This is a genomic window from Achromobacter pestifer (assembly GCF_013267355.1).
Classification (GTDB): Bacteria; Pseudomonadota; Gammaproteobacteria; order Burkholderiales; family Burkholderiaceae_B; genus Achromobacter; species Achromobacter pestifer_A.
Genome location: NZ_CP053985.1, coordinates 3,987,674 through 4,001,152, shown reverse-complemented (window position 1 = coordinate 4,001,152; position 13,479 = coordinate 3,987,674). Strand labels below are relative to the sequence as shown.

Sequence of the window (13,479 nt, the reverse complement as noted above, 5' to 3'; positions counted from 1 at the left end):
TCCGCAAGGTCGCCTCGACGCCATAACCAAGCAGGGCAAACCAGCCCGCAGGACGAGGAGACCTACGACATGACACTCAAGCCTGGCCTGAAGCAGCTGCTGACGCTGCTGGCCGTCCTTCCCGCCATTGCCGCCGCCGACACCTATCCGGCCAAGCCCGTCACCCTGGTGGTGGCCTATGCCCCGGGCGGCATGACCGACATCCTGACGCGCCGCATCGCGGCCGATCTGCAGACCCGCCTGGGCAAGCCCTTCGTGGTCGAGAACAAGCCGGGCGCGACCGGCCAGATTGCCACCGAGTACGTGTCGCGGCAGAAGCCGGACGGCTACACCATCCTGGTGGGCGCGACCAGCCACGTGATCAACCCCGCCATGAAGAAGCTGCCCTACAACGCCCGCAAGGACTTCGCTCCCGTGGCGCTGCTGGCCGTCAGCCCCAACTTCCTGCTGGTCAATGCCAACCAGGGCATCAAGACTTTCGCCGACTTCAAGGCCTATGCGCAGAAGCAGGCCTCGGTACCCTACGGCACGGCCGGCACCGGCGGCGCGCCCCACATCGTGGGCGAACTGCTGCGCGCACAGAGCGGCCTGCCGCTGATGCACGTGTCCTATCGCGGCGCGGGTCCCGCCATGACGGATCTGGTGTCGGGCCAGGTGCCCTTCGGCATGGCTGAATCCGTGACCGCCAACGCCTACCTTCAGTCAGGCAAGATCGTGCCGCTGGCCATCGCCTCGGCGCAGCGGCAATCCCGCTACCCCGACGTCCCCACGCTCAACGAACTGGGCTACAAGGGCTTCGACCTCAGCACCTGGGTAGGCGTCTACGCACCGGCCGGCACGCCCGCCGACATCGTGCAGACGCTGAACAGCGAAATCCGCAAGTCGGTGATGCAGCCCGCCACGCAGGAATACATCCGCTCGACCGGCTCCGAACCCGGCGACTTGGATCTGGCCCAATACCAGAAGTTCGTCAGCGACGAAATGGACAAATGGCAGGCCGTCATCTCCCAGGCCGGAGTCAAGGATGAGTGAGGTCCGCATCGGCTCGCTGTCGCCGGAAGCCTATTTTGCCGAGGCGCTGCGCGCGGGACGGCTGGAGGTCCAGATGTGCCGCAGCTGCGGGCTCTCGTTCTTTTTCCCGCGCACGCACTGCACCCACTGCCGCTCGCAGGAATACGCCTGGCGGCCCATGCGCGCCGGCGCCACGCTCTATTCCTATTCCGAGATCCCGGCCACGCCGCAGGCGCCCGCGCGCAACGTGATCCTGGCCGACATGGACGAAGGCTTCCGCATGATGTCCACGCTGCTGGATGAAGGCGAGCTGCGCATCGGCATGCGGCTGATGGCCCGGCCCGACCCGCAGCGCGCCCGGGTGGTGTTCGGAAAGGAAGCGCCATGACGGACTGGAACAAGAACCTGCGCGGCGCCATCGCCATCACCGGCTGCGCCACGGCAGGCATCGGCGACGCAGGCGGCCTGAACGAGCTGGAGATCACCTCGCTGGCGGTGCACGCCGCCGTGCGCGACGCCGGCCTGCGCATGGAGGACATCGACGGCCTGATGAGCGCCAGCCTGTCCTCGTCGATGTGGCTGAACAAGCTCTCCGAATACCTGGGCCTGTACCCGCGCTTCATGGACAGCACCCAGATCGGCGGCGCCTCATTCGTCGGCCACCTGCTGGTCGCCGCAGCGGCGATCCAGGCCGGCCTGTGCCGCAACATCGTGATCGCCTACGGCGCCGCCCCGCGCGGCGGCAACGGCGTCTCCGCGACTTCCGGCGCCCGCGCGCGGCTGGATCCGTTTCCCTACGAGGAACCGTTCCAGCCCTTCAATCCGCCGACCAGCTACGCGCTGGCGACACGCCGCCACATGCATGAATACGGCACCACCCGCGAGCAATTGGCCGAAGTGGCAGTGGCCGCGCGCGCCTGGGCGCGGTTGAACCCGGAAGCCTACAAGCGCGAGCCCCTGTCCATCGCCGACGTGCTGGCCGCGCGGGTGATCTCCTCGCCGCTGACCGCGCGCGACTGCTGCCTGGTGACCGATGGCGCGGGCGCCATCGTGGTCACCGCCGCAGACCGCGCCGATGCCGCCCGGCCCGTGTACGTCCAGGGCACTGCCATGGCGCATTCGCATCGGCAGATCGCCTGCATGGCCGACCTGACGCGCACCGTGGCGGGACAGAGCGCGGATCTGGCGCGCGAGCGGGCCGGCGTGGCGCTGGCCGATATCGACCTGGTGCAGCTCTATGACGCCTTCACCATCAATCCCGTCCTGTTCCTGGAGGACATGGGGTTCTGCGCCAAAGGGGAAGGCGGCGCCTTCGTGTCGGGCGGACGCATCGCCCCTGGCGGCGAACTGCCGGTGAACACCAACGGCGGCGGGCTGTCCTGCGTCCACCCCGGCATGTACAGCATGTTCGGCTTGGTGGAAGCGGTGCGCCAGTTGCGCGGCGAATGTGGCGAACGGCAAGTGAAACAGGCGCGCACGGCGCTCGTGCACGGCAATGGCGGGGTGTTGAGCGCCCAGGCCACGACCGTGCTGACCAATTGGATGGACTGAAGGAGATTCGACATGCTGGAAGGCAAAGTAGTGGTCGTCACCGGCGCGGCCAACGGCATCGGCCGCGCCGCGGCGGTGGCCCTGGCCGCGCAAGGCGCGCGCGTGGTGGTCAATGATCTGAATGTGTCGCTGGACGGCACCAGCGCCTCGCAGAGCACGGCCGCGCAGGTGGTCGAGGAAATCCGCGCCGCCGGCGGCGAGGCCATCGCCAATGGCGATTCGGTGGCTGAATACGCCAGCGCGCAGCGCATCATCGAGGCTGCCGCCGACGCCTACGGCCGGGTGGACGCGGTGGTGAACAACGCCGGCATCGTGCGCGACAAGATGTTCCACAAGCTCACGCCCGAAGATTTCGACGCCGTGGTCAAGGTGCATCTGTACGGCTGCTTCAACCTCAGTCACGCCGCCGCGCGCCACTTCCGTGAACAGGGCGGCGGCAGCCTGATCAACATGACCTCCAACTCGGCGGTGATCGGCAACCGCGGCCAGGCCAACTATTGCGCCGCCAAGCTCGGCGTCGTCGGCCTGTCCAAGGCCATGGCGCTGGACATGGCCGCCTTCAACGTGCGCTCGAACTGCATCGCCCCCCTGGCCTGGAGCCGCATGACCGAAACCATCCCGGCCAAGACCGAGGAGCAGGCGCGCCACGTCGAGAAGATCCGCCGCATGGGACCCGAGACTATTGCGCCGCTGATCTGCCACCTGGCGTCGGACGCTTCCGCCGACGTGTCCGGCCAGGTGTTCGCGATCCGCCTGAACGAGATCTTCCTGATGAGCCAGTCACGCCCGGTGCGCTCGGTGCACCGCTCGGACGGCTGGACCACGGAAAGCATCGCCGGACACGGCATGGCCGCGCTGCGCGCCTCCTTCATGCCGCTGGACACGTCCGCCCAGGTGTTCGCCTGGGATCCGGTCTGAGGCTGCCATGGCGCTGGACTACCGCAGCCTGAAGGCCCACGCCTTCGCGCCCGAACGCCAGTTCTATGGCGAGGATGACTGCATCCTCTACGCCCTGGGCGTGGGCGCCGGCCTGGCCGAAGACGACCCCGTCGGCGACGAAACCCGGTTCATCTACGAGCAGGGCCTGCGCGCCCTGCCCGCCATGGCCTGCGTGCTGGCCTATCCCGGCTTCTGGATGCGCGAGCCGCGCCACGGCCTGGACTGGGGCCAGGTCGTGCATGGCGAGCAGCGCATGCGCTTCGCGCGCCGCCTGCCCGCCGGCGGCGAAGTCACCTGCCAGATGGAAGTCGCGCGCATCGCCGACAAGAGCCCTGGCGCCTTCGTCGTGACGCGGCGCATGCTGAGCGACGCTGCCACGGGACAGGAAATCGCCGTCATCGAACAGCTGAACATCTGCCGTGGCGACGGCGGTTACTCCCGCGGCGACGCCGCGCTCAGCGACGCGCTGGACGCCCCTATCCCCGCGCCGCCCGCGACGCCGCCGGACAGTGTCATCGTCCTGCCCACCAGCCGTAACCAGGGCGCGCTGTACCGCCTGAATGCCGACCGCAATCCGCTGCACGTGGATCCGGCCAGCGCGCGGCGGGCGGGCTATGAACGCCCCATCCTGCATGGCGCGGCGCTGCTGGGCATGGTCAACCGCGCACTCGAAGCCTGCCTGCGGCAACTGCCCGGCCTGCGGCTGGGTGGACTGGACCTGCGCTTCATGGCGCCGGTCTATCCCGGGCTGGACGTGGCGGTTTCGTTATGGCGGCAGCCGCAGGGCATGGCCCTGGCCTGTCATCAGGCCGGCTCCCTGTGCGCCCAGGGCCGCGCAACCTGGGCCAAGGAGGAACAATGAAAGACAAGACTTGCGCAAACGCCGAAGAAGCCCTGCGCGGCGTCGAATCCGGCGCCGTGATCTTCGTCGGCGGCTTCGGCGGCTCGGGCATACCCGCGCGCCTGCTGGCTGGCCTGCTGGCCAAGCGGGACGTGGGCGACCTGACCCTGATCAACAACAACGCCGGCGCGGGCGAGGCCAGCTTCCTCGCCCTGGTGGCCTCGGGCCGCGTCAGCCGTATCGTCTGCTCCTACCCGCGCATGCCGGGCAACGAGGTGATCCGCGAGCGGGTGCGGGCGGGCAGCCTGGCCGTGGAGGTCATGCCCCAGGGCACCCTGGTCGAACGCATCCGTGCGGGCGGCGCCGGCATGGGACCGTTCTACTCGCCCACGGGTTATGGCACGCCGCTGGCCGAAGGCCGCGAGACGCGCATGTTCGGCGGCCGCGGCTACGTGCTGGAAGAGCCGCTGCGCGCGGACTACGCCTTCATCCGCGCCCACCAGGCAGACCCGTTGGGCAATCTGGTCTACCGCCGCGCCCAGCGCAACTTCGGGCCGGTCATGTGCATGGCGGCCCGCAACACCATCGTCGAAGTCGAAGAGATCCTGCCCTGCGGCGCACTCGATCCCGACGCCATCGTCACGCCCAGCCTGTTCGTGCACCGCCTGTTGGGGAGCCCGCAATGAAACGACTGTCACGCGAGCAACTGGCCACCCTGGTGGCCGCCGACCTGCCGGCGGGCGCCGTGGTCAACCTGGGCATAGGCATGCCCACCATGGTGACCGACCGCCTCGACCCCGCGCGCGGCGTGCAGCTGCACAGCGAGAACGGCATCCTCGGCATGCGCCTGCTGCAAGACCACGAGCCCGCCGACGGCGACCTCATCAACGCCAGCAAGCAGTCGATCGCGCTCACTGAAGGCGCGGCCATCTTCGACCACGTCTATTCTTTTTCCATCATGCGCGGCGGCCACATCGACATCACGGTGCTGGGCGCGTTCGAGGTCTCCAGCCAGGGTGACCTGGCCAACTGGTCGCTGGGCGCGGACGATCCCATGCCGTCCGTGGGCGGAGCCATGGACCTGGCCGTGGGCGCGCGCAACGTCTGGGTCATGATGGAAGCGCTGACCCGCGAGGGCGCGCCGCGCCTGCGCGGCCGCTGCACCCTGCCCCTGACCGGCGCCGGCGTGGTCGGGCGGGTCTATGCCGACATCGGCATCTTCGACGTGCGCGATGGGGCCTTCGTGCCGCTGGCCCTGGTAGTCGGCCTGCCGCCCTCCGAACTGCACCGCTGGATCGACGCGCCCGTGCGCATCGCGGACGCACCGCGCGTCCTGCATCCCAACTCCTGATCGCTCTCAACCATGATACGCACCGAACATTTTCTCGAAGACGCCGAGGCCTGGCTGCGCACCGCGCTGGCCCAGCTGCGCGAACAGTATCCGGTCACTGCCTCGCACAGCCAGGAATGCCGCCAGGCCTGGAACCGCATGCTGTGCGCGGCCGACCTCATCGCGCTCACCTGGCCGCGCGAGTACGGCGGCCGCGAACTCAGCACCGCCACGCTGATCGCCTTCCATGAACTGTGCGCGCGCCTGCATGCGCCGCAGCCCATCAACAGCATCGCGCATGCGATCCTGGCGCCCACCCTCCTGCGCTTCGGCACGCCCGCGCAGAAGGCGCAATTCCTGCCCGGCATCCGCAATGGCAGCGAGATCTGGTGCCAGGGCTACTCCGAGCCCCAGACCGGTTCGGACCTTTCTTCCGTGCGTACCCGCGCCAAACCGGATGCGGCCGGCTGGCGCGTCAGCGGCCGCAAGATCTGGACCACCCAGGCGCATCTGGCCAAATGGTGCTTCGCGCTGGTGCGCACCGATCCCGACAGCCAGGCCCACCGCGGCCTGAGCTTCATGCTCATCGACATGCAGGCCGAGGGCGTGCGGGTCGAGCCCATACGCCAGATGACGGGCGAGGCCGACTACAACGAAGTGCTGTTCGACGCCACGCCGGTTCCCGAGGGCCGCATCCTGGGCGCACCCGGCGAAGGCTGGCGCATCGCCATGGCCGCCGCCGAGTACGAGCGCGGCATCTACTTCATGCCGCGCGTCATCCAGCTGGAAGACGAACTGCGGCAACTCACCGGGGCGCTGGCGCAGGCCACGCTGGACGCGGACGAACGCGCCGTGCAGGCGCGGCGCGCGCGCGACCTGGCGGATCTGTGCCAGGTCATACGCTGGCGCGTGGATCGCGTGCTGCGCCAGGTGGCCGCGGGCGACACGCCCGGCATCGACGGCGCCATGCTCAAGCTGCTGTGGAGCGAAACCCGCCAACGCATCTGGGAACAGCGCGTGGAACTGCTGGGCGAGGCCGCCCTGCTCGGCCCGCAGGCCGGCGCGCCCCATGCCGGCACGGCCAGCGTGCTGCGCGAATTCCTGTGGTCACGCGCCGAGACCATTGTGGCCGGCACCTCGGAAATCCAACGCAATATCGTGGGCGAACGCCTGCTCGGCCTGCCCAAGGACAGGGGACAACATGCATAGCGAAATCAGGACACTGCTGTCCTCCACCTTCGGCCGCCTGCTGGAGCAACAGCATCCCGCCGCTTACGCCCGACGCGCGCTACCCGCGGACGACGGCGCCCAGCGCGCCCTGTGGAAGGAACTGGCCGAAGGCGGCTGGCTTGAAGCAGGATCGGAAGCCTTCCAGGCCGAATACGGCCCCGGCACGCAACTCATGGGCGAATGGGCCGGACGCGCCCTGCTTACCCTGCCCTATGGCGCCTCGGCGTTTCTTGCCAGCGCGCTGCTGGAGCAAACGCCCGCCCTGTCGGAAGTCGTGCTGGACCTGGCGGCGCATCCGGCCAGCATCCGCTGCGACCGCGCCGGCGACGAGCAAGGCTGGATCGACGCCTACGGCCCCACGGCCCAGTACCTGCGTCTGAGCCGCCAGGACGAAGGCTGGCGGCTGGCGCGCTACGACCCGGCGATGCTCGAATCCGTGCAGGGCCTGGATCCCACCGTGGCGCTGGCCCGCCTGCGCGGATCAGCGGTAGCGCAAGCTGCTCTGCCGTCTGCGCAGGCTTTACCCGCACTGCAGAACCATCTGGCCTTCCTGCTGGCGCAGTTGGTTGGCACCGCCAGCGCCTCGCTGGACCTGGCCATCGCCTACGCCAAGGAACGCGAACAGTTCGGCCGGCCCATCGGACAATTCCAGGCGATCAAGCACGCCCTGGTCGACGCCTGGACCGGATTGGACAACAGCCGCTACGCCGTGGAGGCCTTGCTGGCCGCGCGCGATTCGGCCGACCCGGAGCTTGCCGCATTGTCCGCCCGCCTGGCCGCCAGCGCCTCGCGGCGCGCCGTGAAGCTCTCCATCCAGGTGCATGGCGGCATAGGCTTCTCGTGGGAGCACGATGCCCAGCTTTACCTGAAGCGCGCCTACCGCCTGGCGGTCGAGGTCGAACGGCTGGCCGCGCTGATGCGAGACTAGCGTCCCAGTCATACCCCCGCCAGACGCGGCGCCGATACAGGGTCATCGAATACGGCCGTTAAACAAGGGGCCATTAACATAGCGGTTTTCCACAGCCGCTTTCCCTTGCGGGTCCCGGCGCGGCGCAACCGCGCCCGCCAGGATCCTCCAAGCCCGATGATCCACGTCCCGCACCCGCCCAACCGCCTGACCTCCTATTACTGGAACGGCGACGCCATGCGCAGCCGCAGCGTCAGCGGCACCGTGCTGACCGGCACGCTGGACCTGCCCGCGCCGCCCGCCCGCCTGCTGGCGGACTGGGAGCGCGAGATGGCCACGCGCCTGTTCCTGGAACCCGGGGACGTGGAGCAGATGCCCCTGGCCCGCACACAGGCGCGCTGGCCTGAGTACGGTCTGTGCCTGCAAGCCATGGGCGACTGGATGCTCGGCCTGGGACTGCCCGGCGTGCTGGCATCCGCCGACATCGCCCTCATGGCTTGCCGCGGCGCCCGCTACCACCATGACGGCGGGCAATATGGCAGTGCCGCCTTCTGCAATCTGTTCCTGAGCGACGACCGCGGCCTGGACGTGCACTTCCCGGCTACCGGCCTGCGCATTCCCCTGGTGCGCGGCACGGCCATGATCTTCGACACCGGCCAGCCGCATGGCGTCATCCTGCGCCGCGGCACGGGCTTTCACGAGGCCGACTTCGCCGCCGGCCTGGACCTGGCGCAATTGTTCCTGACCTGGGAACTGCCCGTCGAAGATCCTCGCGTCGCAGATGCGCTCGGCATCGAATTCGATGCCGATCCGGCCACCGCCGCGCGGCTGGACGAGGAGCAGCTACGCGTGGACGGAGCGCGGGCAGTGGTCGATCCGGCATCGGGAAGGTGGCAGGCGGCTGTTTGAACAGATCAGCCCATCGCCGTGCCACATCTTTATCTCAAGGACACACTTCAAAAAGTCCAAATAATGGACTTAAATTCAAACAAGCCGCTTCGATGAAGTACGCTCCGTTCGAACACCGCCTCCCATCATTTCAGCAAAATTCCGATTCTATTAAGTGTCAATAGGATCGCGGAAATCGACCGTCATTTCCAATCCGAGCAACTCGCCGCTACATTTTCCGGCATCACATATCTCAATATATGGACCTATCTCATTGACCTGAGTTTACCGGCGCCCATACCATTTGTTGGCTGCAGCACGCCCGTGCGTCCCGCCCTGGCGTGCTCGGAGCCGGCCTGGATGGACGCCCGCACAACCGTCCGGCACTCGAAAACCAATTTAGGAGACGGCGGTGTTGCCACAAGGGTTTATTCACAAGATGCATGCGCGCATTGCGTTATGCGCGGTCATGGCCTCGACGGCGTGGGCCGCTCACGCCTCGGAGGCCTATCCCTCCGGCCCGATCAAGCTGATCGTTCCCTACGCCGCCGGCGCCAGCACCGATGCGTTGGCGCGGGTCGTCGGCAAGGAAATGTCGGAAACGCTCAAGCAGCCGGTCGTGGTCGAAAACAAGGCCGGCTCCGGCGGCGTGCTGGCGGCCGATTTCGTCAAGCGGCAAAAGCCCGATGGCTACACCTTCATGTTGACGACGGACGGCATCCTCTCGGTCAACCCCGCCATGTACCAGACGCTGGCCTATGACCCGCTGAAGGACTTCAGCCCCTTGTCGGTGGCGGTCGCCGTGCCGCTGGTGCTGGCGGTGACGCTGGACTCGCCCTTCAAGACGGCGGAAGACCTGATCGCCTATGCCCGCGACTATCCCGGCAAGTTGAGCTATGGCTCCGCGGGCGTGGGCAGCTCACAGCATATGGCCGGCGCGCTGCTCGCGGACCTGGCCGACGTGAAGATCACGCACGTTCCCTACCGCGGCGGCGCCCCCGCCATGGTCGACTTGCTGGGCGGCCATATCGACATGATGTTCGTGCAGACCGCCTCCGCCAAGGAGCTGACCGAAAAAGGCAAGCTGCGCCTGCTCGGCATAGGCAGTCCGAAGCGCAGCGACATCCTGCCCGAGGTCCGTACTTTCGACGAGATCGGGCTCAAGGGCTACGACTCCGACACCTGGTACGGCTTCAACATGCCGGCGCAGGCCGACCCCGCCGTGGTCAAGACGCTCAACGCCGCCATCGTGAAGGCATTGCAGCAACATCGCGCGAGCCTGGAAGCCCAGGGCTATACCATCGTCGCCAGCAGCCCCGAAGCCATGCAGAAGAGCGTCGAGCTCAACATCCCGAAATGGCGCGAGCTCGCCAAGAAGGCTGGCGTCTATCAGCAGCAATGACGCATTCCGGAGCGGACGCGCATCCGCTTCCTTGTAGACCGCGCCCGAACCACTCCTCGGCGGGCGCCATCCTGTTGGTTGTTTCATGCCTATATCAAACGCTTCAAACCCGGCCGCGCTGGCAGGCCTGGCCGTGCTCGACCTTGCGGGCCCGCTGGGCAACTACTGCGGCAAGCTATACGCCGACATGGGCGCCGACGTGATCCTGGTCGAACCCTTGACTGGCGCGCCTACCCGGCGGACAGGCCCCTATGTGACTGGCAGGCAGGGACAGCCCGACGCCAGCCTCACCTTCCAATACCAGAACACCAGCAAGCGCAGCATCGCCATTGACCTGGATTCGGCCAGCGGCCAGGCCGTCTTCCGCAGGCTTGCCGGCATCAGCCACCTCGTCATCGAAAGCGAGCAGCCTGGCGTCATGCAGCGCCGCGGCCTGGACCATGCATCCTTGGCCCGCGAACGTACCGGTCTGGTGATGGCCAGCATTACCGCCTTCGGACAGGATGGGCCGTATGCGCACTGGCAGGCGACCGATCTCACGGCCATGGCCATGGGCGGCATGCTGTACCTGGCCGGCTATCCCGACACCGCGCCCATGGTGGCCTGCGGCGAGCAGGCTGTCGGCGCGGCCAACCTGTTTGCCGCCGTCGCTTCGATGGCTGCCCTGCATGACGCGGAGAATGGCGGCAGCGGGCAGCATGTCGACGTATCGATGCAGGAATGCGTGGTGCTCGGCATGGAAAACGCCGTGCAGTTCTACGACCTGGAAGGCACCGTGCGCAAGCGCAATGCCGGCACGCAACGCCTGGCGGGAACGGGCGCGTTCGCCTGCGCCGACGGCTATGTCTACATGATGGCGGGCGGCATCGGCAGCAACCGGTTCTGGTCTGTCACCACCGAATGGCTGATCGGCGAAGGCGTGGCTGGCTCCAAGCAGTTCCGCGAGGCGCGCTGGACCGATCAGGCATTCCTGGCCACGGACGAGGCCAAGTCGATTTTCGACCAGGTGTTCACGCCCTATGTGCGGACCCGCAGCAAGGCGCAACTGGAACGGATGGGCCGCGAGCACCGCATTCCAATCGCGCCCATCTGCGACGCGAGCGACATCGCGGGCAACGTCCAGCGCGAGTACCGAAACTATTTCGAGGACGTGGCTGGCGTCGACGGCACCCCGCTGCGCATGCCCGGCGCGCCCTATCTGCTGAGTGAAACGCCATGGCGGCTGTATCGCCGCGCGCCCGGCCTGGGAGAACACACGCGCGAAATCCTGTCGCGAGCAGGCCTGGCGGCCGCCGAGCAAGAACAGCTTATCGCTCAGGGGGTTGTGCAATGAAGCGCTTGTTGAAGGACGTCCGGGTCATCGATTTCTCCTGGATCGGAGCGGGCTCCTACACCACCAAGATCCTGGCTGACCTGGGCGCCGACGTCATCAAGATCGAGACCGCGGCCCGGCTCGATACCCTGCGTCTCACCAAGCCGTTCAAGGACGGCATATCAGGCGTCAACCGCAGCGGCTACTTCGCCGACCGCAACTCCAGCAAGCGCAGCATCACGCTGAACGCCAAGCACCCGGAGGGCCTGGCCTTGGCCAAGCGCCTCGCGGCCGATGCGCACCTGGTCACGAACAACTTCACGCCCGGCGTCATGGACAAGCTCGGCCTCGGCTACGAGGCTTTGCGCAACGTGAATCCCAGCCTGGTCTATGCATCCATGTCCGTGCAGGGCGCCGAAGGCCCCGACAAGAATGCGCTTGGCTACGGCCTGACCATTGCGGCTGTAACGGGCCTGCTGCACATGACCGGCTTGCCCGGCCGCGAACCTGCGGGGACTGGCACCAACTACCCCGACCACATCCCCAATCCCGGGCATACGGCTTTCGCCATACTCGCGGCGCTGCGGCACCAGCGGCGCACGGGCCAGGGACAGTTCATCGACCTGGCGCAAGTAGAGTCCACCCAATCCATGATGGGCCCAGACCTGATGGACTACTTCGCCAATGGCGTCGTGCAAACGCGGCGAGGCAATCGGCATCCCGAACGCGCGCCCCAGGGCGTTTACCGCTGTGCGGGCGCGGACCGCTGGATCGCCCTGAGCGTCTGCTCCGATGAACAATGGCTGGCCTTGGCGGACGCCTTGCGCCTGCAAGCGCCGCCCCAATGGAACGGGTTGCCCGGACGGCTTGCCGAACATGACGCCATCGATGCCGCGATCCAGGTTGCCACCTGCGCTTGGGATGCCTGCGATCTGGCCGCGGTCCTGCAGGCTCGCGGCATCGCCGCGGGCATGGTCCAAGACGCGCGCGACGTCCTGGAGCGGGATCCGCAACTGGCGGCGCGCGGCCACTGGGTCACGCTGGATCACCCCGAAGTCGGCCCCAGCACCTACAACAGCGCGCCCTACCGCTATTCCCAGGCCTGCTCTACGCCGACCTCACCCGCGCCGCTGCTGGGACAGCACACCCGGGAAGTGTGCCGCGAGCTGCTCGGCCTGGACGACCCGGCTATCGATCAACTGACCCGTGACGGCGTACTCGCCTGACGCGATCCCTACCCGAACCTGCAGGAGAGCCGACATGGCACTACTCATAGACGTCGCGAACCACGTGGCGACCATCACGCTGAACCGGCCCGAAGCCCTGAACAGCATCGACCCCGAAACGCGCGCGGAATTGCGTGGCGCCTGGCGCCGGATCAAGGAAGACGACAACATCCGCGTGGCGGTGCTGACCGGCGCCGGCGAGAAAGCCTTCTGCACTGGCTCCGACCTGAAGAAGACCATGCCGCCGAAGGAGAGCTTCGCGCAGCAGAGTTTCGGGCAGGCCAGCTCCGACCACTTGTTGGCAGACCTGGACACAGACAAGCCGCTCATTTGCGCAATCAACGGTTATGCCATGGGCGGCGGCCTGGAATTGGCCCTGGCTTGCGATATCCGCATCGCCTCCGAGAACGCGCAGTTCGCCCTGTCCGAAGTCCGGCTGGGCAGCATTCCGGGCGCCGGCGGCACGCAGCGCCTGCCGCGTGCCATCGGCACCTCCAACGCCATGCTCATGCTGCTGACCGGCGACCGTGTCGACGCGGCCGAGGCGCTGCGCATCGGTCTGGTCAGCAAGGTGGTGCCGCAGGCCGAGCTGCTGCCCGCGGCACTGGCAATTGCCGCGCGCATCGCGGGCAATGCGCCCTTGTCGGTGCGCGCCATCAAGCGCCTGGTCCATAGCGGCCTGGACATGCCGCTGCCCGCGGCCATCGACGCCGAGCGCTATGTGTTCGGACTGTTGCGCGACACCGAAGACCGGATAGAAGGCCGCAAGGCCTTCCAGGAAAAGCGCTCGCCCGTCTATCGCGGCCGCTGAACCCCAGCCATTCATCATGCGCGCGCCGCCG

14 protein-coding genes are annotated in these 13,479 nt (G+C 67.6%); all 14 read left to right on the top strand.

Features of this window, described 5'->3' with window-relative positions:
- Positions 1-69 precede the first annotated feature (69 nt).
- Complete coding sequence (locus FOC84_RS19075; protein ID WP_173145801.1) at positions 70-1,032, top strand: Bug family tripartite tricarboxylate transporter substrate binding protein; 963 nt, start codon at positions 70-72, stop codon at positions 1,030-1,032.
- Positions 1,025-1,399 carry a Zn-ribbon domain-containing OB-fold protein gene (locus FOC84_RS19070; protein ID WP_173145800.1) on the top strand — a complete coding sequence of 125 codons (375 nt, stop codon included), beginning with the start codon at positions 1,025-1,027 and terminating at the stop codon, positions 1,397-1,399. Before FOC84_RS19075 ends, FOC84_RS19070 begins: the two co-directional genes overlap by 8 nt.
- Positions 1,396-2,562, top strand: a complete 1,167-nt coding sequence (locus tag FOC84_RS19065) for an acetyl-CoA acetyltransferase (RefSeq protein ID WP_173145799.1) — start codon at positions 1,396-1,398, stop codon at positions 2,560-2,562. Before FOC84_RS19070 ends, FOC84_RS19065 begins: the two co-directional genes overlap by 4 nt.
- A gap of 12 nt (positions 2,563-2,574) precedes the next feature.
- On the top strand, positions 2,575-3,480 hold the full coding sequence (locus FOC84_RS19060; RefSeq protein ID WP_173145798.1) for an SDR family NAD(P)-dependent oxidoreductase: 906 nt from the start codon (positions 2,575-2,577) through the stop codon (positions 3,478-3,480).
- Between the two features lie 7 nt (positions 3,481-3,487).
- Positions 3,488-4,363, top strand: coding sequence for a MaoC/PaaZ C-terminal domain-containing protein (locus tag FOC84_RS19055; RefSeq protein WP_173145797.1), 876 nt, complete (start codon positions 3,488-3,490; stop codon positions 4,361-4,363).
- On the top strand, positions 4,360-5,028 hold the full coding sequence (locus FOC84_RS19050; protein WP_173145796.1) for a 3-oxoacid CoA-transferase subunit A: 669 nt from the start codon (positions 4,360-4,362) through the stop codon (positions 5,026-5,028). The genes FOC84_RS19055 and FOC84_RS19050 overlap by 4 nt, the downstream gene beginning before the upstream one ends.
- On the top strand, positions 5,025-5,693 hold the full coding sequence (locus FOC84_RS19045; protein WP_173145795.1) for a CoA-transferase: 669 nt from the start codon (positions 5,025-5,027) through the stop codon (positions 5,691-5,693). The genes FOC84_RS19050 and FOC84_RS19045 overlap by 4 nt, the downstream gene beginning before the upstream one ends.
- Before the next feature lie 12 nt (positions 5,694-5,705).
- Positions 5,706-6,881 carry an acyl-CoA dehydrogenase family protein gene (locus FOC84_RS19040; protein WP_173145794.1) on the top strand — a complete coding sequence of 392 codons (1,176 nt, stop codon included), beginning with the start codon at positions 5,706-5,708 and terminating at the stop codon, positions 6,879-6,881.
- Positions 6,874-7,830, top strand: coding sequence for an acyl-CoA dehydrogenase family protein (locus FOC84_RS19035; protein WP_173145793.1), 957 nt, complete (start codon positions 6,874-6,876; stop codon positions 7,828-7,830). The genes FOC84_RS19040 and FOC84_RS19035 overlap by 8 nt, the downstream gene beginning before the upstream one ends.
- A gap of 156 nt (positions 7,831-7,986) precedes the next feature.
- The gene (locus FOC84_RS19030) at positions 7,987-8,718 is read left to right on the top strand and encodes a hypothetical protein (RefSeq protein ID WP_173145792.1); all 732 of its coding nucleotides are present in this window, start codon (positions 7,987-7,989) and stop codon (positions 8,716-8,718) included.
- Positions 8,719-9,136: 418 nt separating this feature from the next.
- Entirely contained in the window at positions 9,137-10,099 is a 963-nt protein-coding gene (locus tag FOC84_RS19025) for a Bug family tripartite tricarboxylate transporter substrate binding protein (RefSeq protein ID WP_173145791.1), read from the top strand.
- A gap of 85 nt (positions 10,100-10,184) precedes the next feature.
- Positions 10,185-11,432 (top strand): CaiB/BaiF CoA transferase family protein, encoded by a 1,248-nt coding sequence (locus FOC84_RS19020; protein WP_173145790.1) that lies wholly within the window; start codon positions 10,185-10,187, stop codon positions 11,430-11,432.
- Complete coding sequence (locus FOC84_RS19015) at positions 11,429-12,637, top strand: CaiB/BaiF CoA transferase family protein (protein ID WP_173145789.1); 1,209 nt, start codon at positions 11,429-11,431, stop codon at positions 12,635-12,637. Before FOC84_RS19020 ends, FOC84_RS19015 begins: the two co-directional genes overlap by 4 nt.
- 34 nt (positions 12,638-12,671) lie before the next feature.
- Positions 12,672-13,448: an enoyl-CoA hydratase/isomerase family protein gene (locus FOC84_RS19010; RefSeq protein WP_173145788.1), complete on the top strand. Its 777-nt coding sequence runs from the start codon at positions 12,672-12,674 to the stop codon at positions 13,446-13,448.
- Positions 13,449-13,479 lie beyond the last annotated feature (31 nt).